Annotated in this window: 15 protein-coding genes and 1 pseudogene; 15 read left to right on the top strand and 1 reads right to left on the bottom strand. The window is 45.4% G+C overall.

The features are described 5' to 3' along the window. The first annotated feature begins 6 nt into the window (after positions 1 to 6). The 8 genes from ACQZQY_RS00555 to ACQZQY_RS00520 all read left to right on the top strand — a co-directional run bounded on the left by ACQZQY_RS00555 (position 7) and on the right by ACQZQY_RS00520 (position 8,780). Entirely contained in the window at positions 7 to 822 is an 816-nt protein-coding gene (locus tag ACQZQY_RS00555) for a fimbria/pilus periplasmic chaperone (RefSeq protein ID WP_431295609.1), read from the top strand. Positions 823 to 863: 41 nt separating this feature from the next. Beyond that, positions 864 to 3,368 (top strand): fimbria/pilus outer membrane usher protein, encoded by a 2,505-nt coding sequence (locus tag ACQZQY_RS00550; protein WP_431295608.1) that lies wholly within the window; start codon positions 864 to 866, stop codon positions 3,366 to 3,368. A gap of 23 nt (positions 3,369 to 3,391) precedes the next feature. Further along, positions 3,392 to 3,835, top strand: coding sequence for an AfaD family invasin (gene afaD, locus ACQZQY_RS00545; protein ID WP_431295607.1), 444 nt, complete (start codon positions 3,392 to 3,394; stop codon positions 3,833 to 3,835). A gap of 213 nt (positions 3,836 to 4,048) precedes the next feature. Beyond that, on the top strand, positions 4,049 to 4,564 hold the full coding sequence (locus ACQZQY_RS00540) for a hypothetical protein (protein ID WP_431295606.1): 516 nt from the start codon (positions 4,049 to 4,051) through the stop codon (positions 4,562 to 4,564). A gap of 76 nt (positions 4,565 to 4,640) precedes the next feature. Further along, complete coding sequence (locus tag ACQZQY_RS00535) at positions 4,641 to 5,156, top strand: hypothetical protein (protein ID WP_431295605.1); 516 nt, start codon at positions 4,641 to 4,643, stop codon at positions 5,154 to 5,156. Between the two features lie 18 nt (positions 5,157 to 5,174). Further along, positions 5,175 to 5,687, top strand: coding sequence for a hypothetical protein (locus ACQZQY_RS00530; RefSeq protein ID WP_431295604.1), 513 nt, complete (start codon positions 5,175 to 5,177; stop codon positions 5,685 to 5,687). A 107-nt stretch (positions 5,688 to 5,794) separates the two neighbouring features. After that, positions 5,795 to 6,244, top strand: a complete 450-nt coding sequence (locus tag ACQZQY_RS00525; protein ID WP_431295603.1) for a hypothetical protein — start codon at positions 5,795 to 5,797, stop codon at positions 6,242 to 6,244. A 997-nt stretch (positions 6,245 to 7,241) separates the two neighbouring features. Further along, entirely contained in the window at positions 7,242 to 8,780 is a 1,539-nt protein-coding gene (locus tag ACQZQY_RS00520; protein ID WP_431295602.1) for an EAL domain-containing protein, read from the top strand. A gap of 26 nt (positions 8,781 to 8,806) precedes the next feature. Here the strand turns inward: ACQZQY_RS00520 and ACQZQY_RS00515 are convergent. Continuing rightward, a protein-coding gene (locus tag ACQZQY_RS00515; RefSeq protein WP_431295601.1) for an IS3 family transposase occupies positions 8,807 to 9,957 on the bottom strand; the annotation gives its coding sequence in 2 pieces (ribosomal slippage) (positions 8,807 to 9,723 and positions 9,723 to 9,957; 1,152 coding nt in all). A gap of 98 nt (positions 9,958 to 10,055) precedes the next feature. On the opposite strand from ACQZQY_RS00515, the gene ACQZQY_RS00510 reads away from it, so the two are divergent. The 7 genes and pseudogenes from ACQZQY_RS00510 to ACQZQY_RS00480 all read left to right on the top strand — a co-directional run bounded on the left by ACQZQY_RS00510 (position 10,056) and on the right by ACQZQY_RS00480 (position 19,068). Beyond that, complete coding sequence (locus tag ACQZQY_RS00510) at positions 10,056 to 10,589, top strand: hypothetical protein (protein ID WP_431295600.1); 534 nt, start codon at positions 10,056 to 10,058, stop codon at positions 10,587 to 10,589. Between the two features lie 125 nt (positions 10,590 to 10,714). Then, positions 10,715 to 12,070, top strand: a pseudogene (locus ACQZQY_RS00505) (IS4 family transposase). Between the two features lie 948 nt (positions 12,071 to 13,018). After that, the gene (locus ACQZQY_RS00500; RefSeq protein WP_431295599.1) at positions 13,019 to 14,557 is read left to right on the top strand and encodes an EAL domain-containing protein; all 1,539 of its coding nucleotides are present in this window, start codon (positions 13,019 to 13,021) and stop codon (positions 14,555 to 14,557) included. Further along, entirely contained in the window at positions 14,554 to 15,249 is a 696-nt protein-coding gene (locus ACQZQY_RS00495; RefSeq protein WP_431295598.1) for a hypothetical protein, read from the top strand. Before ACQZQY_RS00500 ends, ACQZQY_RS00495 begins: the two co-directional genes overlap by 4 nt. A gap of 670 nt (positions 15,250 to 15,919) precedes the next feature. After that, positions 15,920 to 16,693 (top strand): ATP-grasp fold amidoligase family protein, encoded by a 774-nt coding sequence (locus ACQZQY_RS00490; RefSeq protein ID WP_431295597.1) that lies wholly within the window; start codon positions 15,920 to 15,922, stop codon positions 16,691 to 16,693. Positions 16,694 to 17,398: 705 nt separating this feature from the next. Continuing rightward, complete coding sequence (locus tag ACQZQY_RS00485; RefSeq protein WP_431295596.1) at positions 17,399 to 17,749, top strand: MliC family protein; 351 nt, start codon at positions 17,399 to 17,401, stop codon at positions 17,747 to 17,749. 407 nt (positions 17,750 to 18,156) lie between these two features. After that, positions 18,157 to 19,068, top strand: a complete 912-nt coding sequence (locus ACQZQY_RS00480; protein WP_431295670.1) for an omptin family outer membrane protease — start codon at positions 18,157 to 18,159, stop codon at positions 19,066 to 19,068. The last annotated feature ends 308 nt before the right edge of the window (positions 19,069 to 19,376 follow it).

Raw genomic sequence — 19,376 nt, 5'->3', positions numbered from 1 at the left:
AACAGAATGCAACAGAACGCACGGAACATTGGTGTCAAGATAACTGGTGAGGTGAATGTGTTCATAAGAACAAGTGCGGTAGCTATGTGTACGACAATGGTACTGATGTCTAGTAGCGTTGCCAGTGAAGAAAGCGCACAAAAAATCCACACGGAAACAAAATCATTTTCAGTAAAACTGGGAGCAACTCGTGTCATTTTTAATCCGGATTCTGCCGGTGCAACGCTTTCAGTCATTAATCCGCAGGACTACCCAATTTTGGTGCAATCACAGGTTTACGGTGAAGACAAACAAAGTAAAGCCCCCTTTGTTGTGACACCCCCGCTGTTTCGTCTAGATGGCAACCAACAAAGTCGGATCCGCATCGTACGTACCGGAGGGGATTTTGCGACTGACCGAGAGACGATGAAATGGTTATGTGTCACCGGTGTACCGCCGAAACCGGATGATATTTGGGGTCAGGATAAAGACGGCAAGTCGCTCGCGCCGAAAGTTGCAACTCTGGAAGTGCAGTTACGTATTAACAGCTGCGTAAAGCTTTTGGTTCGACCTTCCTCTCTCAAAGGGGAAATCTCTGATGTGGCAAGTGCAGTGAAGTGGAAACGCGAAGGTAACAAGCTAAAAGCGACTAACCCAACCCCGTTTTATATGAACCTGAAGGAAGTAAAAGTAGCTGGCCGTAACATTGAAGGTATTGACTACATACCCCCAATGGGGGAACGCATTTTCTCACTTCCTGCCGAAGTAAGCGGACCGGTAACGTGGAAAGTTATCACTGATTACGGTGGTGATAGTAGCGACTATCAGGCCACGCTTCAGTGATGCGATACGTGGATCCAGGTGCAAATGCATAGGAGTGAGAAATGAGATATTCACGTCTGCCACTGGCGGTGGGGATAGTGTTTCTTGCCGGGCAGGGGTATGCAAAGGAGTATTCCTTTGATGGGACTCTGCTGGATAGTGAAGGCAAGGTGGTGGATGTCTCCCTGTTTGAACAGGGAGGGCAATTACCTGGTACGTATACGGTTGATGTGTTGCTCAATGGCGAGAAAGTAGATTCACGGGATATTGTTTTCAACCAGGGAAAGAATGCTGCTGGCAAACCGATATTGAGCCCGTGTTTGAGCGTTGAAGATCTCTCCCGCTATGGCGTAAAGGTTGAAGATTTTCCCGCCCTGTTGGGTTCGGGAGATAAGGTAGCTGGCTGTGCGGTACTGGATGTAATCCCACAGGCAACGGTCGACTTGAATTTTAACAGCCAAACGCTGACGCTGCTCGTTCCTCAGGTCTCCATGCGACCGCGGCGGCAGGGAATAGCGCCCGAGGAACAATGGAATGACGGAGTACCCGCTCTTTTGCTCAACTGGCAGGCGAATACCAGCAATACAGAAAATAAAAGCAACGGTGCCAGTCAGAACACCAGTACGACATACATTCAGTTGCAACCAGGTGCCAACATGGGGGCATGGCGGTTGCGAAATGCAACAACCTGGCAAAAGTCCAGAGAGGAAAGTGGGAAGTTTCAAAACGTCTATACCTATGCTGAGCGTGGGTTGAACAGCATGAAAAGTCGCCTGACTCTGGGTGATCGCAGCACGCCGGGTGACATTTTCGATAGTTTGCCGTTTCGTGGGGTAATGCTCAATTCGGACCAAAGTATGGTGCCCAGCGGGGTGTACTCCTACGCCCCGGTGATACGAGGTATCGCGCGGACTCAGGCGCGTGTTGAGGTGAAGCAGAACGGTTACTCACTTTATAACGCACTGGTTGCACCAGGTCCGTTTGCGCTCAATGACCTTGCGCCCAGCGGAGCCAGTGGCGATCTGTTCGTGACCGTCTACGAGACTGATGGCAGCAAACAGGAATTCATTGTGCCCTATCAGACACCTGCGATTGCGCTGCGGGAAGGGTATCTGCAATACAGCATGATGGCGGGTCAGTATCGTCCGGCGAACAACGCGGTAGATAAGAGCAGGGTGTATCAGACAACGGTTATGTATGGCCTGCCGCTGAACCTGACAGCTTACACCGGTGTGCAGGTAGCGAATCATTATCAGGCCGGATCGTTGGGACTTGGGGTTTCGCTGGGTGACTGGGGCGCTGTTTCACTGGATGGGACGCAAACCCGTGGACAACGACGAAAAGACGAAACCCAGACCGGACAGGTGTGGCGTGCACGCTACAGCAAGCAGGTTATAGCCACAGACACAACGTTTACCCTGGCTAGTTATCAATATGCCTCCAGTGGCTACAACAGTCTGTCTGATGTCCTTGATAGCTGGCGTGATGATATCCGGGACCAGAATACATATAACAGTGACCGCCGACGCACCCGTGCAGATCTGACGGTCAGTCAGTCTCTGGGGGACTGGGGATATTTAAACCTGACGGGGTCCCGACAAACGTACTGGAACCGTCCGGGACATAGCAATGTGTTTAACGCAGGCTACAGCATTCTTCTAGGGGGGGTGACGACTTCTCTGAACTGGACAGAAAATAAAAATACCGACAGCAGCGGTAATCTGCGCAATGACCGTGTCACCAGCCTTTACTTCAGCGTACCGCTGGACCGCTGGCTGGGTGGTAACACCATGGCCACCTATCGCTGGACGAATCCCTCCAGTGGAAGTGATACACACGAAGCAGGGCTCAATGGACGCGCCTTCGACAGACGTCTGAATTGGGATGTTCGCGAACGCTATCGTCCTGGAATGGACAACAACAAGAGTAACAGCGCGCTGCGCTTAGGCTGGTCCGGCGGGTACGGTCAGGTTGGTGGTTCTTACAGTTACAACAGCACCATGAAACAGATGGGGGTTGACGCAGCGGGGGGCGTAGTAGTCCATCCCGGTGGTGTGACCTTTGGTCAGCCGCTGGGAGAAACCGTGGCGCTGGTGACCGCGCCGGGTGCTTCCGGTGTGTCGGTTGGGGGCTGGCCAGGTGTACGGACAGACTGGCGTGGGTATACCACGCTGTCATTCCTGAGTCCGTATCAGACCAACCGGGTAAGCCTGAATCCGGCGGAATTACCACCGGATGCGGAGATAACTCAGACTGATACCGATGTGATCCCAACGCAGGGTGCAGTTATTCCGGCGAAGTTCAACACCCGTATCGGTGGACGTGCACTGATGACACTGGTGCAGGCAAACGGCACGGAAGTGCCTTATGGTGCGCTGGCGACATTGCAGAATCAGAATGTAGGGGCTGGCGTGGTTGGTGATGCGGGACAGGTGTATCTGACAGGTTTGTCCGAAACTGGCGAGTTATCGGTGAAGTGGTCGGGTGGATTGTGTCGTGTTACCTATACCCTGCCACCTGATAAAGGGGCGGCCGGTCTGTATGAAATGCGTAACGTGTGCCGCTAACGGGCGGTACGAGGGATATCGCGATGAAAACCGAGATGAAATATTTCCTGATGGCTGCGCTGTTACCTGTTTTTGCAGCTTGGAGTACTGACAGTCGGGCAGAGGCACCCCAACTGACTGTACAGGTCAGGACAGGGCAAACTGCCGGCGCATTTACAGATGGGGCATTGCTTGCGCAAGGAACGGTCATTTATACGGGCGAGCACAGTGGGTTTCGAGTTTGGAGTGAGGGGACGATAAACGGTGCACCCCAACGCTTGACGCTGGCGGGGAACCGTAACCCTGAAAACCGAATGAATATTCGTCTGACCGGGCGCGACTGGCAGGCAGATACAGAACGTGGGCAGGGGATTATCCACCGAACGGGTGATTACAGCAGCGCTTTTAATGTGGAGGTGGACGGTAATCAGAACCTGCCTGTCGACACCTGGCCACTGCAGCTGAAGGCGGTAGTATTGATTCCCTAAGCTAATAAAGCCAGGGCGTGAACGACATTGACTTAGCGGTTCAGACGCCATTCGTAAGAGTGGCGATGAAGATTAGTAAGACGGGATCAAAATTTGAAACTGTCTGGCGTAAAAGTACCGGCATGTTGCCGAACTAACGATTGCAAAGAAAGGGTGTCCGTATTCCACGGGGCTGGTCTGTTGCAAAAACATTAAAAACAGGAGTAAATCACTATGGGTATTATCAAAAACATTCAACGCGTATCGGCTATTGCTCTTCTGGTTGCAGGTACGGTAAGTGGAGCACAGGCCGCGCTGGTTTCAGGTGTGGCTACCGGGACAGGCGATGTGGTATTTGACCAGTCTTCCACCGCCAGCATGGTGGTGACTCCAAAAACCGGACTACCGGCAGGCGTGACCACTGCGGGTACAGAGATTGCAACGGCGGTGGCAAGCATTCTGACCGGCGGGTCGGCAGCCACCTACGTAGCTTATCGCTGGACACCGACGGCAAGCGTCATGGTGGGGACTGACGCCCTCACCCGTACCATCTCAGGTAAAGCAAATCTGTCCAATAAGCTGGAGGTGACAAGTACGGCTCCCGCGACATTGGATTCGGCAGGTCTGGGCTGGTATGTGGCGAACGCCGCCAATATCCCGCTGAATATTTCAGTGAAAACCACAACGCAACAAACCGTTGCGGCAGATACCTTTACCGTATCGCTGGATGCGGCCGTGTGGGTCGCGTAATCCCGTAGGCTAATTAAATGCCCCCCTTTATTAAACAACAGGGGGGAACATTAAGTATCAAGTGAGTAGGCGAAATATGAAAATGATTCGAAGGGGTATTTTAATTGCGTTGACCGCAATGGCTCCGCTAACCGGACAGGCAGCTACTGTGTCTGAAGTGGCAACACAATCTGACAATGTGGTGGTGCTGAACACCGCGGAGGCAACCGTCACCGCCACCGGACGAACCGACCTCTATTTGGGAGATTATCCGAGACTGTTTCAAGTGGGCACCTGGACGGCGAAAGTAACCAATGGCTCGGTTGCTTTTAAATGGGGAGTACCAATGACGGCGATAAGTTCGGAGGGACTCGTTGCGAGCACTCAAAACAGTACCGATGCCACTAAAAAAATCGAATTATTGCTAAATTACCCGAGTGGTAACACTGGCCCCTGCAGCACATCGGTAGCACAAACCATCGATGGCGCTCTATGGCGTTCATGCCCGCAGGGGATCACTGAGGTTACCAGCGGATTTTTGCTCAACATAAAGTCCGCGTTGACGCCGGGCAGTTATCCGATAAGTATTGATGTTGCGGCCTTTGCCTACTAATTCCCGGGAGAATGAATCATGAAATCATACCATTATTCGGTAAGCGCACTGGCGCTGGCACTGTTTACTTTCTCAGGCAGTACGGTTGCGGGTGCGCTTATATCCTCGACTAACAACGCCCTGACTCAATTTAGAGTGGTGAGCGCGTCGCAGGCCTCGGTTACTGTCAATGCCCGTAAAGATCTGGCGGCAGGCTCCGTGCCCAACCAATTCAAGGTAGGGGACTGGAATGGCTCGGTCACAGCCGGGACCTTAGCGGTTCGGGTCAATCGCACATTAAATGCGGTGAATCCGGATTACAACTCTAAAGGGAGTGGGGTGTCAACGGACACCTCCGTGGTGAATTCCAAGAATCAACTGAAATTTCAATTGATGGTAGAAAGAACTATCCCTCAGCAGGTGATCGGTGATTGGATTGTTTTTGAGCAAGGCACTACGTCAATGATTTCGACTATAACTACCACCTCCGCTCAGGTGCTTGCTGCAGGTCGCTATCCCATTGGCGTCGAATTGGCTGCCTGGGCCTTCTGATATTAATCCGCAGGTGCTGCCCGCGCAACAGAGGAAGGTTCCGCATGCGTAACACCATTGCAGTTCCCGTCATTTTTGCTCTTTTCACTCCGCTTGTCGGAGGTGGCATGGCACATGCTGAAACTCTCAGTGACGTTGCCATCGCCAGCGAGAACATCGCACTTCAGGCCACCGGTGAAGCCAGCGTGCAGGTGAGTGCAAAGAAGGATATTGTGGCGGGCAGTTACACCGCCGGTCAGGTGCTCGGCACCTGGACGGCCAGTGTAACCGCCGGGACGGTAGCCTGGCGGCTTAATCCAAACACGGTGCAGCAATATGCCACACCAGATTACCTTAATGGATATTTGACCAGCGCAACGGACAGCACCAGGAAGATTGAAATCTCCCTAACGACCGCTGGAACATGCGCCACGCACCAGCTTTCCGGGGCATGGCGATATTGCCCGGCGGGCGTAATGTCCGTTAGCGGCAATATTGTCACCGCCGCCGGAAAGACCCAGACCCTCAATTCCGGGACCTACCCGGTGGCCATTGACGCCGCGGTCTGGTCATTCTGATAACAAGACATTTCAGGAAAAAGCAATATACGACTCTGCGCGTGTGATATCGGGAGGCTTATTTTGTCTGCCTGCTTCTGGCGGGGTGCTCTTCAGAAGCAGGTATTCAGGCTCAGGCGAGAGTCCAGCATGCCGTGGGGGAGACGTTGTACGCCCGTGGACGCGCTCAGGTTAGCCAACAGGCGCAGGGCACTACACATACGGATTTCTCACGACGTGATTAAAGGCAGGTGCGCGTTACGGACGTGCTGTGCAAAAATGAGTAAAGGAGCTCGTGATATGAATAAAGCGACAGTATTGGCCTGCTTAGGATGGGTGCTAAGCCCACTGTCTGTGTGGGGGGAGCCTGTCCTCTACCCTGTCACCGGCACGGGTAAAGTGGTGTTTACTGAAACAGGCACTACGACCCTTACCGTTACGCCGGCCCGCCTACTGGTCTCAGGAGGACTAAACAAGGGATCAATTGCGCTGGCCAGTGCTAGTTCAATAGGAGGCGCTGTTCTCTGGCGGTGGTCGGGAGCAGGCAGGGCGGTGTCTCAGAGTGTGAACCAACCACACTCGGTGATGGGCAGGGTATCGGCGGACAACAGATTAACAGTCAGTACGTTTTCAACAGCGGTAGGATCTGAAGGATATCCTGGTTGGTATGCCTCAAGGGATAGATCGAAGATGCAGAACATTGTTTTGATGGCGCTACCGGATAAGCAACAGGTTGCGGCAGATACGTACGTTATCTATCTTGACGCGGCGGTATGGGGCGAGTAAACGGTTATTCTTAGGTTCAACCTTGGTCGACTCCCTGCGAATTTAGGGTACCAACAAATCTTATATCTTCATGTTATATGGAGCTGTTGCAATTCAATATGCTTCGGTGTTGAGCATTTTCTAATTTCATTACTAATATCGTGTCAATTTTTGGTGGCTGATGTCTCTGCATCTGGTTGTCAGGGATCCCTGTCGCCAGCATTCAGGTCAAAGCGTAACGAAGAGAAGAAACATGTCCTCAAAAACTGTTCGTAACCATCTAATTCCAAAAGATATAAAAAGGGCGGATGCGATCTCCGTGGATTATATTTTCTCTTCGTGCATATATGCGGCAAGAGGACTGAGTACTCTTATGTGCGGTAGCGGGAGTAAGAGAAAGCCTCGTGTTATTACCCCTTCATTATTTAATCCTTCTGATATGGCAACCTTTCTAAATGAGGTTTCAACGCAAAGTAAGGTTGTCGTGTTCGTTCCCGATGAACCCGTGGCCATGCTGCTTACCCTGCGCAGTCTTGTCCGAATATGTCGGCTGAGTACATGGCCATTACCTGTTGTAATTATCAGCCGATTTCAACCGGACTGGCTATATCAGACATTACGAAGCCAGGTCAGAAACCTGGATGCGTTATCTGCTCTTCGGGTTGTGTCGGCAATTATTTCCCTGAGGGGGCTTAACAACATGCTCTCTAGCGAATCATCGCCTTCTTTACTTGTTCGCCAGATAAGTAAAAAGGGGGGGGGAGACGAAAAGGTCATGATCGGGATCACCACTAGGGAACTTGAAATCTTACTGGGTACGTTGATGGGGCTAAGTATCCGTGAACAAAGTGAGCTTAGCGGACTCAATAGCAAAACCCTTTATACGCAACGGCTCTCGGGGAGCCGTAAATTGATAAAGCAACTTCCGGAGCTTAGCTGGATATTGCCGCGACACTCTTATAGTCCGAATGGCAAGGTAATTACTTCACTTCATTCTCACTTATCTCCGCAGGAAGTAGAGTTCGAACAGGCAGTCCATAGCGGGCAGGTATTTCCTGTGTTCCAACCAATAGTAGATCCGCATATGAACGTACAGGGTTTTGAAATCCTTATCCGTTGGTTTAAGGAAGGTAAGATCCTAATGCCGGGAGAATTTCTGCCTGAACTTAAGGTTACGCAATCGTGGGTGCTGTTGACAGCATTTGTTATCAACGAAGCCGTACAGCAGATAATGCGGTTTCGTGGTCAGTATTATTTTTCCGTCAACGTCCCCGCCATTTTGATAGAAAATGGGGCTCTGATGCGGATGATGAAAACCGCTCAACATCAATTACAAGATGTCGCACTCTCTGATCGACTTGTACTGGAGTTTGCGGAAACAACAGATTTATTTCTTGCTCCGGCGATCGACACTATTAAGCAAATGACCAATTCAGGTCATCGAGTTCTACTCGATGACTGTTTCTCACGTGGAAGCGTTATATTTCCAGTGCGCCAGATACAGTTCAGTGGATATAAACTTGATATGTCTATTGTCAATACATTTATGCACAATCTGCATGATGCCAATCTTGTAAAGTCACTTGTCGAATATTGTCGGCTGACAAAAGGGTTATGCATTGCTGAAGGCGTAGATACTGCAGATAAATTTCATGAGCTTATTAATGCTGGTGTGGGCGGATTACAGGGTTATTACATTTCACAGCCGGTATTGCGTGAAGAACTCGACGCAATCCTCCATTCGCTGGGATCAAAGAAGCTTAGTTATACAGGCCAGAAGGCACAGAAGTGAGTGGGAACTGAATAGACCCTAGTTTCCTAGACTGTTCCGTGCCTCATGAACCAGGCACTTTCATAAACTGCAGGGGCTTGATCCTCACAGGCACTGTGGCGGCGTTTAGCATTATAAAACATCTCGACATAATCGAAGATATCCGCCTTCGCTTCTTCCCTATTTTTATAGATCCGTTTCTTTATGCGTTCCCGTTTTAGCAACTGGAAAAAGCTTTCTGCCACTGCGTTGTCATGGCAATTACCCCGACGACTCATGCTGCTTTTTAAATTGTGAGCTGTCATAAAATGCTGACATCTTTCGCTCGTATATTGAGAGCCCTGATCTGAATGGATTAATACTTCTGCCGTTGGTTTACGTCGCCATACCGCCATCAATAATGCATCCATTACTAACTCAGCGGTCATTCGTGCGCCCATGCTCCAGCCGATAACCCGGCGTGAGAAGAGATCAAGAACAACAGCCAGATACAGCCAACCCTCATGCGTCCTTATATAAGTCATGTCACTCACCCAATGCGTATTTGGGGTTGGGACAACGAACTGGCGTTCAAGGTAATTTGGACTGGCAAAAGAAGGCTTTCCGCCACCGTAATAGAGTCGTTTTCGGTATCCAGTCTGAGATGCTAGTTCAGCGAGCCTCATCAGGCGCGCGATCCTGTTACGTCCGACGCATTCACCCAGATCTTTCATATCGAGCCAGATTTTTCGATAGCCGTAAACCGTACCGCTTTCAAGCCACAGTTGTTTAATCAAGCCTGTTTGCCGTTCATCTTGCCGGGTACGCAAAGATTTAGGCCGCTTTAGCCACTGGTAATAACCGCTGTGATGGAGGCCAAGAACCAGGCATAACCTGCGTACAGCATAAAAGGACGACATTTTTTTAATGAAGGCGTACTTCAGCCTGACGTTCTTGCAAAGTACGCGGCGGCCTTTTTTAAGATATCCCGCTCTTCAGTTACTCGCTTAAGTTCTTGCCTGAGGCGCTTTACTTCATGCTGAAGTGCATCGTCCTGCTTACGCTGCGGCTCGGGCTTCTGGTAGCGCTTAACCCAGGCGTAAAGACTATTAGTGGATACACCAAGTCGAGAGGAGACCTCAGATACAGGGTACCCCTGCTCAGTGATCTGTTTTACGGCTTCAATTTTGAATTCTTCAGTGAACGTTTTGACTGACATAAACACTCCTTCATTAGGCCTCCATTATGAGGCAAAAAAGTGTCTACGAAACCCGGGTCTATTCAAACAGCAGTAATCACTTAAATAATGAGAGAAAAATGAAAATTATTAAAAATATGAAGTTTATGTCCGCCCTAACACTTATTGCTGTGGGACTTGCAACCACGGCGCAGGCATCTCCAATCTCAACAATTGTTACAGGTACAGGGAATGTAATTTTCCAGGAAGTGGGTAGTGCGCAAATTTCCATCACGCCAGCAACGGGATTAAGTGCCGGTAAAGTGCCTGCTAACACACAAATTGCTACAGCAAGTGCGGTCGCTACTTTTCCAACGGCTGTAGGTACGAGTGTGGCTTATCGCTGGACGCCAAGCGCAAGCACAATTATTAATGCAGATAACCTTCAACGTAGTATTTCCGGTAGAAATAATGCCGCTAACAAACTGGAAGTGGTAAGTATCGCTGCAGGAGCTGTTCAAGATGCAATCAGTCCTGAGTGGTATGTGCTGGCACCTGTGACAGGAACTACTGCCGTCACAATGAGTATCAACGTCACTACCACTGCAAAAGAACAAGTTGTGGCTGCGGATACTTATGTGTTGTCCATGGATGCAGCGGTTTGGTCAGCATAAAGCAGCGAGCCCCCTCTGTGTGAGCTGTCTCTTATACACAAATCCCCGGCATGAAAGCCGGGGATTTTTTGAACTTTTTTCTCCTCTGTTGATCTTCTTTCTATTCTCCATTCTGGGTTTTTAGTATGGTGCTATCTGATTGTTATTCATGGGCTAAAGCGATTTTCGGGCATGCTGCGCTTGGCGATTTACGCCGTACCCGTCGTCTCGTGACTCTGGCCACCTCACTTGCTCAACATGCCGGACTTTCTATCGTGAAATCATCCCATTCTCCTGCTGAAGTGGAAGGAGCATATCGCCTTCTGCGTAACCCTAATATCACACCTGACGCCGGATTCATTGCAACGGCCAAAGCTGCTCAGGCCTATCCGCTTCTTCTTGCGCTGGAAGATACGACGACGATCAACTTTAGCCACACCAGCGCGTATGAAGACCTCGGACATACCTCCACCCAGCAAAAAACTCATGGCCTGCTTGCGCACTCGGTTCTGCTTTATGCGCCTGACACTGCCCGCATAGTCGGGCTGATCACACAGCAACGCTGGACCCGTGGCACTGCCGACTACGGGAAGAAACATCTTCGTAAGCGAATACCTTACGAAGAAAAAGAAAGCTTCAAATGGCAACGAGCTTCTGAGCTGACAGCAGAACGCCTTGGAGAGATGCAATCGAACGTGATCTAAGTGTGCGACCGGGAAGCGGATATCTGGCAGTACCTCGATTATAAAATCAGTCAGGGCCAACGCTTCGTCGTCCGTGCGGCACAAAACCGCCGGCTCGAAGGGAATGACAACAAACTCTTCGAACTGTCCGATACCCTGACCTAGGCAGGCAGCCACGTGCTGAATGTGGTGCCAAAAGGCGGACGAGCTGCGCGGCAGGCACAGATGTTCGTCAGTTACAGTACGGTCCAAATCAAACATCCGAACGGATTAGGAACCTTATTGCCCGTGACCTATATCTGCTGTCGCGAAGGCGTGGAAGACGGGGCCTGCTGGCACTTACTGACCTCAGAGCAGGTAGAAAATGCAGCACAGACGCGACTGATCATCAGCAATTACGAACGGCGCTGGCTGATCGAGGAATACTACAAAGCATGGAAAAGTGGCGGTACACAGGTCGAAGCAATGCGCATGCAAACGCGGGATAACCTGGAGCGGATGATGGTGATCCTTGCGTTCATCGCGGTGCGCGTGCTGGCACTGAGGCAGGGAGGGCTGCGTGAAGAGACGCTTGAGGCGTCCTGTGAACAGGTGCTGAGCCCGGTTATTATGGGTTAAACAGGAAGGAAAAGCGTTCCCCCAAAAGGCGCCAAATCTGAAATGGGCCTATCTGGCGTAAGCGAAAAGGGGCGTTGGTATGACAGTAAACGCACGGGGCGCGCGGGTTGGATAGTGATGTGGGAAGGCTGGTTCAAGCTGCAGGATATCGTTGAAGGCTACAAACTTGCGAAGTCTCTTGATCAGGAGACAGCTCTGTGAGGGGGAATAAAATTGTTTTCGTTAAGGTATATAAGTTATGAGTGCAAAACTTGGTTGGATATGTGCAGCAATAGTATTAATGACATCTCTGTCATTGCAAGCTGCAGGAACTGTGTCGGTTGTTGCTACGTATACAGATACAGTCGTTGTGACCGCAACGTTGAAATTTATATTAGGCTTTACTGGGATATCATCCCTTCCTGTAGAATCTGACGGCTGGGTTGTGTTTCCGCAGGGGATTACCAACGCCGTAGGAAGTGTAATAATTTCCTCCGCACAATCGATGTCACCCGGCGTGTATCTCATTTAGTTAAGCGCGACTGCCTGGGCGTTCTAGTCACGTGTTGTATCATAGGTTGATTTAGGAGGTTAAATGCGTGAAGGGCGCGGATTTACCGAGAGTAACATCTTGCCTGATGGAATAATCTAGATGAAGTAACAGTGATGAAATCTGCCTGACAAATTTTGGTAAGATAATTTTGTGGATTATTTCACGGTAAACATTCCGAGTCTTGAACGGATTATTATATTTCCGAAAAGATGGTGATATAAAATATATGCTCATGCTTAGTCAAACATGCATGCAAAAATTACTAAGGATGCATTTGTTGGCGTGACTAATAGGCAATGGTAAACTGTTTATACATAAGGAAAAACCCGAAATTACGCAGATATAAAATTGAAGTTAAAGTCGTTGTGGGAGCAAGGGTAGGAAATTAATAATATGTTTTACTTTTGCTATCACTAATAATGCTACTGTAGCAGAGTTTATAATAATACATGGTATTCAAAATCATATATACATGAATTACTCGAATCCAATAATGCATATTTCGTTGGTTACTTTCATACAAGCGCTGTAGAAATTTCACTGAAAGATAGTCTTTGATCTTCAAGTTATCAATGCTTGGTCTTTCGTCAAGGCAAGTTTTAAGATGGAGAGCTAATATGTCATCTGGGGAACTTAATAAAATATTGAAATCAACCGACACTTATGAAGTGACCGTTGACTATGTTATCTCCTCCTGCAGATATACTGCAGAAGGTCTTTGCGCATTATTAAAATCAAATGGAAAATGGCGAAAGTGTAATATTATCACTGCTATAAATATTAACTCCGTAGACATAGTGGGAATTTTACCAGAGATATCAAAAGATAGTAAAATTGTAGTTTTTTTTCAAGATGAACCTTCTTCTATGCTGAGAACTCTGCATAATTTAGCACTGCTGTGTCGATTAAGCCTTTGGCCGTTGTCTGCTATCATTTTAAGTAGATTTAGACCTACATGGTTATTTCAAACCTTACGATGTCAAGTAAAACGTTTAGAGGCGTTATCGAATATTCGCGCAGCCTCAGTGGATATTTCTGTGGGAGGGTTTAACGGCCTCATTAATAGTGGCTCATCTTCCTCCCTACTTATTAGTCAGATTAGCGAGAAGCTAAGCTACGAAGACAACACCGGGGGATTAACAACCCGGGAGCTTGAAGTTGTTCTTGGTGCCTTATGCGGAGTCAGCATTAAACAGCAAAGTCAGCTAACAGGGCTAAGTATTAAAACACTGTATACTCAACGACTTTCAGGAAATCGAAAGCTTATTAAAGAGCTCCCAGAGTTGGCTTGGCTACAGCCGCGGCACCTCATGGTTTCGTCTAAGAGTAAATTTGATCTTGATGACAAGCTGGTTGTTCTAAAATTATCAAATGATGAACTTGAATTTGAACAGGCGATCCGGAGAAAACAGGTGTATCCTGTTTTTCAACCGATTGTTGACCGAAATATGAATGTACAAGGTTTTGAGATACTTATTCGCTGGTTTAAAATGGGAAAGATAATAATGCCAGCTGAATTTTTACCAAAAATTCAGTCAATGCAAACGTGGATGTTATTAACAGCATTTGTTGTAAATGAAGCTATACTGCAAATTAAGCGTTTCTCTGGAAAGTATTACTTTTCTGTGAATGTGCCAGCCTGTGTGACTGAAGGGGGGGCACTCATGCGGATGATGTACACAGCTAAAAATCAACTTCAAGAAGATGGGTTTACAGACCTACTTGTACTTGAATTTGCCGAGAGTACAGACTTTTTTTGCATTGAGGCGATGGATTCAATTCACCAAATGGTTGATGCAGGATTTCCTGTACTTTTGGATGACTGCTTTTCTAAGGGAAGCGTTATCTTTCCAGTGCGAAAAGTGCAATTCACCGGCTACAAAATTGATATTTCAATCATTAATACCTTTATTCATAATCATCATGATGAGTGCCTGGTTAAGTCCCTGGTGGAGTATTGCCGATTAACAAATGGCATGTGTATTGCTGAAGGCGTGGATACCAGAGATAAGTTTAATGCGCTTGTTAAGATTGGGATAAATGCATTTCAAGGTTATTACATTTCAGAACCAGTATTAGCTGAACATATTGAGAATACACTATATTATTTATTGGCCAAAAGGGCGGATACTACTGATAAGGGATTTAAACCATGATGGTATGGAAAGTAAGTGAAATTCACTTACTGCTATTGAGATTCGTACTCGTAACGATAATCTATATACCGATTACAGCTGCTTCGGCCGAAGATAGTAGCCTTAATGGCACCTACTCAAAGATTATGTTACTTTCTTCTACACAGGCTATAAATGCTTCTTCTTTTAAGACGAGTGAAAAAGTGCATTATTCTAGATATTCACTCCCCTTAAGTACGTCTGAACTGAAGGTTGGAGAAGCGACCAGTTTATCTGGATGGATACGTGGGGGATACCTTAAGGTAAAGGCGGGAGATAGTTTAACTTCTGAGGATGGGGGGAAAATCGCTCTGCGTTGGGATGCTTACTCCGTGAGCACCGGTGGAATTATCAAGTATGCACCTTCAGAGCATCTCGTTTTGAATGCAGGATTGGGCTTCGGGTTTATCCGTATGACAGATATGACTAAGTTTCATGAAGTTTCCATTGCTGAAAAAGAGATATTGAAGCGTGATGGTTTATTTAGCTGGAAAACTGAAAGTTTGTTGTTGTCACCTTCATTAGGGGGGAAGTATCGCTATCCAATTGATAATGGCGATGAAATTACTCTTTCAAGTGAAGTCTCTTGGAATATGCAATATTCACTTAGTCGTTTACCTCATGATGAACGAAATATTGTCGGTGCCGGTATTTGGGGGGGGGGTACAGATTAAAAGACCAATTCCTGTTAGCGAATAGGCAGGTTGATATGATTTTTGGGTCTCAGACAGGAGGGTTCTGGGGGCGTGGATATCGGGATGCAGACTTTGGCTTTATTCATGAAACAAATTTTTCTTTCGAATTTCCTATTACTAGAACACAAGATGTCTGGCGTCTACGTACTGGGATCGGACATCAGATAAATGACATCGGGCAAGGGGTGACATTTATATTTTCGTTAAAGTGATTTATATTCACGACTTGAAGATATTAATATTATGTTAATATTCACATCGTTGACGAAAACATTTTAACTAACACTAATGGTTCTCAAAGGAGGTGGTAAATCTTAAGGGTGTTTATACGTGCTTTTTTTAATTTCCTGGAATGAAATATCACATGCTTAGTTTGGTATTTTTCATCAATCTATAAGAGTGTAAATTTATAGTTTCGTTATTCATATTTTTCACGCATGGCTGCTTGAAAAAACTTATGCAATTAATTCTTTTATGAAAAATAAGGTAATACATGAGAGTAAATTATACACTTAAATATTTAGAGTATATTTTAAAGCGTATTAGGTACTACTTCATTAGTAATAAAAGGTATCGCCATAAACGATATATAAAGGATTTTAAACGCTCCCCAAAAACGGATCCGCCGGAAACTTTTAATGATAAAATAATGTATCGTATGCTCTCCGTAACTCAACCCACCATTTTTACCCAACTTGCAGATAAATACAAAGCCAGAGACCGAATTAAACAACTTGTTGGTGATAAATACCTTGTAAATCTTTTGCATGTTTACAGTAAAGTAGAGGATATTGATTTCAGTGCCCTGCCCGAACAGTTTGTACTTAAATGCAACCACGATTGCGGAAGCGTCGTTGTTTGTGATAACAAAGAAAATTTAGATAAAGTCTTAACTATTAATAAGTTACGTTTTTTTATGAAACGTAATCAATATTATGTATCACGAGAATGGCAGTATCGTGATATCACTCCTAAAGTTATTTGTGAGGAGTTCGTTGATTTATCTGGTACGAGGACATTGGGTTATCGAGCCGATATGTATCGAGTTCATTGTTTTAACGGAAAGCCAAAATGGTTAGAGGTTGAGTATACGGATGTTGCAGGCAAGCGTTACACATGTATTTATGACACGTCATGGGCACTACAACCTGTACTCATGAGGTATCCCAATACCCGACGTTTAATACCTGCACCGTTACAACTACCAGAACTTCTATATATATCTGGAAAATTAACTTTTGATATTGACTATTGTAGAGTAGATTTTTATCTTACTCATGACCGTATACTATTCAGTGAGTTTACTTTCGCCCCCTCGAATGGAAGAGAGATTTTCACGCCTCAAATTTGGGATTATAAATTTGGAGTCTCGTGGGAAATTAATAGCACAGATCAGAAACCTACAAATCTAAATGATAATTAACTCGAATTATAATACTGACTCTGAAATAATCAGGGTCAGTGATTTTAGTAATAAAATTGTATTATTTACTAATACCAAAATATATGGGATGCAAGTATAACAAGTTCATCGTTAATTTTCTGGTGTATTTGACTACTTCCTCCTAAAATTAAAGCACTTTGACAATCAAATGAAAAGCACTTCGTTGGAGTAATCGTAGAAATACTGAGTATGGCAATACTCTCGACCATACTATTGAGTAAATTTTTTGAGCAGGTGGTCTTGGACCCAAGATAAAACTTATTAAGATCCTCAGAACATGATTGATAACATTCATTTATCTATGATAAACACTAAGTTTGTAAATTTTACTTAGGTATTTCACTAGAACAATCTGAAAAAATCGATAACTACCATAACGTTTTCGAGTATTAGATGAAATAAATTAATAATTCGATTATACTTTCTTATGGAATTGAAGTATTAACGGAGCTCAGGTTAAGAGTGTCATTTTTAGGTTTTTTAAGTAATCATGACTCATAAAATGACAGGATGGCTTTTTTATGCATTTTGTAATAGTTGAGATTATTACACATTTTCGAATGATGTGTACTCAAAGAGATGGGAATTAAATTTTAATTTTACCCATCAAAATATCTTATTAATATCAAAGAACAGTGCCTAAATTACATTATCTGAGCAAATGGTATTTTAAAGGATGATAATATGTACACAAGGACAATGGCAGTAATCATCATGGTAATTACATTAGGTGGTTGTGAACAGAATGAACAAGAGTTTGGCCTTCCTGGAGGGAGAGCAGATATAATGCTTATTAATTACAGTTGTGCAAACGGTGAGGTGATTTTGGTAAAATATATTCATAACGATGAAAACTCAGTTGCAGTGCTTAACCTGAAAAACAATCATAGCAAATTACTTACTAATGTAATCTCAGCAAGTGGGGCGAAATATACTGGTGGTACAATGGAATGGTGGTCAATAGATGGCTCTGCAACATATACAGATGTATCAATGAATGTATCAACTGAATGTCAGGAAGTAAACTATCTCTAGCATATACATAATCGTTAAAAGTGGGTGCGTATATAAATTTTTTATCAAAATCTTAATCAGTTAATACCCTGATCAAATATCACAAGTGAAAAAATATTTTTAAGCTTACATTGCTAAAGTTAAGAGAAGGTTCATTAACCATGCCATTAAAGTTATTCTAATAGCAGATAGAAAATAGTCATTTCGAACACTCGATTTCTTTTATTAGAAGGCCAAGAAAATATGGAAGAATATGATTATACTCGATGCTGTTCATGTAGAGCACTAATCAGATAAATATGTTTATATTATATTCTCTGTATATATCAGTACTCTACAATAACTGGTCAGTCTTGAATCAGATCATTTAAATTACTAAAGGAATAGAAATAGTGAATAATCATATAACAGCTTTGTGCTTTTTGGGGTTGGTAGTTACTGAGGAAACCTTGGCACAAAGCAAAAAAGATCCTTATGCCGGAAATTTTGATTCTGAAAGCTTGACTATCAGCACCTCATTGGGTTGGCTTGGCGGAGAATCTAAAGAACATGTGTATGATGCAAGTACCGGGAATAAAATAAGCGAACTAAAGTGGCAGATAAAAAATACAGCTATTATTAAAGGTGACATTTCTTGGGACCCTCTTTCCTGGCTCACGCTCAATGCACGAGGCTGGTCCACTCTGGCATCCAGTGGATCAGGAATGGACGATTATGACTGGATGAATCCCGAGCAAACGCATTGGACTGATTGGTCAAATAGTCCAAATACTCGCCTTAAGCATGCTAATGAATTTGATATAAATGTCAGAACTTGGCTGATCAATAGGCAAGCTTATAAAATAGGCGCTGTCATTGGTTACCAACAAACTCGTTTTAGTTGGACTTCTTTTGGCGGCCATTACCAGTATAATAATGGTAGCGATATCGGTGATTTTCCTCATGGAGAACGAGGTATTGGATACAAGCAAAAATTTAGCATGCCATACGTAGGTTTAATTGGCGGCTATCGTTACCGCGATTTCGAATTTAATGCATTGTTCAAATACAGCACTTGGGTAGTAGCTAAAGACAATGATGAGCACTATATGCGTGATCTGACATTTCGTGAAAGAACAAATGGTTCAAAATATTATTCAGCTTCATTGGATGTAGGCTATTATGTGACACCTAATGCAAAAATATTCACCGAGTTTGCTTGGAATAAATACTCTCAGGGGAAAGGGGGTACGGAAATGATTAACCGTATAAGTGGAGAAACAATGTATGCAGGCGGTGATGCAGCAGGCATTGAAAACAAAAACTACAGCGTAACAACTGGACTTCAATATAGATTCTAAATTGAGTTGGAAATTGAATGCCTTAAGAAACCATGAGATGTTGAAATCGTCTCATGGGATTTCTTATTATATTCATGGCGAGGAGAGTGAGAGATATTGTATTGCATATGTTCTCTGGAGGCTTTTAAACAGGCCGAACAGATAAGTTTTACACTTAATCAGTGTTTCGACCTCTTATTTCCTAATAAAACAATCCAATATTACTATTCCGACTGAGCAACTGCCAGTCACCGATTAAATACTCAGCAAGGAACTATATTATGTTTTCCATTGTATTACCGCATGACGGACATCAGCATTCGACTATT

This window comes from Rahnella sp. PAMC25559 (assembly GCF_050632365.1).
GTDB classification, from domain to species: Bacteria; Pseudomonadota; Gammaproteobacteria; order Enterobacterales; family Enterobacteriaceae; genus Rahnella; species Rahnella rivi.
Note: the sequence above shows the minus strand (reverse complement) of the source record. Positions and strands in the feature narration are given on the sequence as shown.

Excerpts from the sequence above, each read along its gene's own strand:
- ACQZQY_RS00485 (WP_431295596.1), top strand. The coding sequence starts at position 17,399 with ATGTACACAAGGACAATGGCAGTAATCATCATGGTAATTACATTAGGT.
- ACQZQY_RS00495 (WP_431295598.1), top strand. The coding sequence starts at position 14,554 with ATGATGGTATGGAAAGTAAGTGAAATTCACTTACTGCTATTGAGATTC.
- ACQZQY_RS00490 (WP_431295597.1), top strand. The coding sequence starts at position 15,920 with ATGTATCGTATGCTCTCCGTAACTCAACCCACCATTTTTACCCAACTT.
- ACQZQY_RS00540 (WP_431295606.1), top strand. The coding sequence starts at position 4,049 with ATGGGTATTATCAAAAACATTCAACGCGTATCGGCTATTGCTCTTCTG.
- ACQZQY_RS00520 (WP_431295602.1), top strand. The coding sequence starts at position 7,242 with ATGTCCTCAAAAACTGTTCGTAACCATCTAATTCCAAAAGATATAAAA.
- ACQZQY_RS00530 (WP_431295604.1), top strand. The coding sequence starts at position 5,175 with ATGAAATCATACCATTATTCGGTAAGCGCACTGGCGCTGGCACTGTTT.
- ACQZQY_RS00525 (WP_431295603.1), top strand. The coding sequence starts at position 5,795 with ATGGCACATGCTGAAACTCTCAGTGACGTTGCCATCGCCAGCGAGAAC.
- ACQZQY_RS00550 (WP_431295608.1), top strand. The coding sequence starts at position 864 with ATGAGATATTCACGTCTGCCACTGGCGGTGGGGATAGTGTTTCTTGCC.
- ACQZQY_RS00555 (WP_431295609.1), top strand. The coding sequence starts at position 7 with ATGCAACAGAACGCACGGAACATTGGTGTCAAGATAACTGGTGAGGTG.
- ACQZQY_RS00510 (WP_431295600.1), top strand. The coding sequence starts at position 10,056 with ATGAAAATTATTAAAAATATGAAGTTTATGTCCGCCCTAACACTTATT.
- afaD (WP_431295607.1), top strand. The coding sequence starts at position 3,392 with ATGAAAACCGAGATGAAATATTTCCTGATGGCTGCGCTGTTACCTGTT.
- ACQZQY_RS00535 (WP_431295605.1), top strand. The coding sequence starts at position 4,641 with ATGAAAATGATTCGAAGGGGTATTTTAATTGCGTTGACCGCAATGGCT.
- ACQZQY_RS00500 (WP_431295599.1), top strand. The coding sequence starts at position 13,019 with ATGTCATCTGGGGAACTTAATAAAATATTGAAATCAACCGACACTTAT.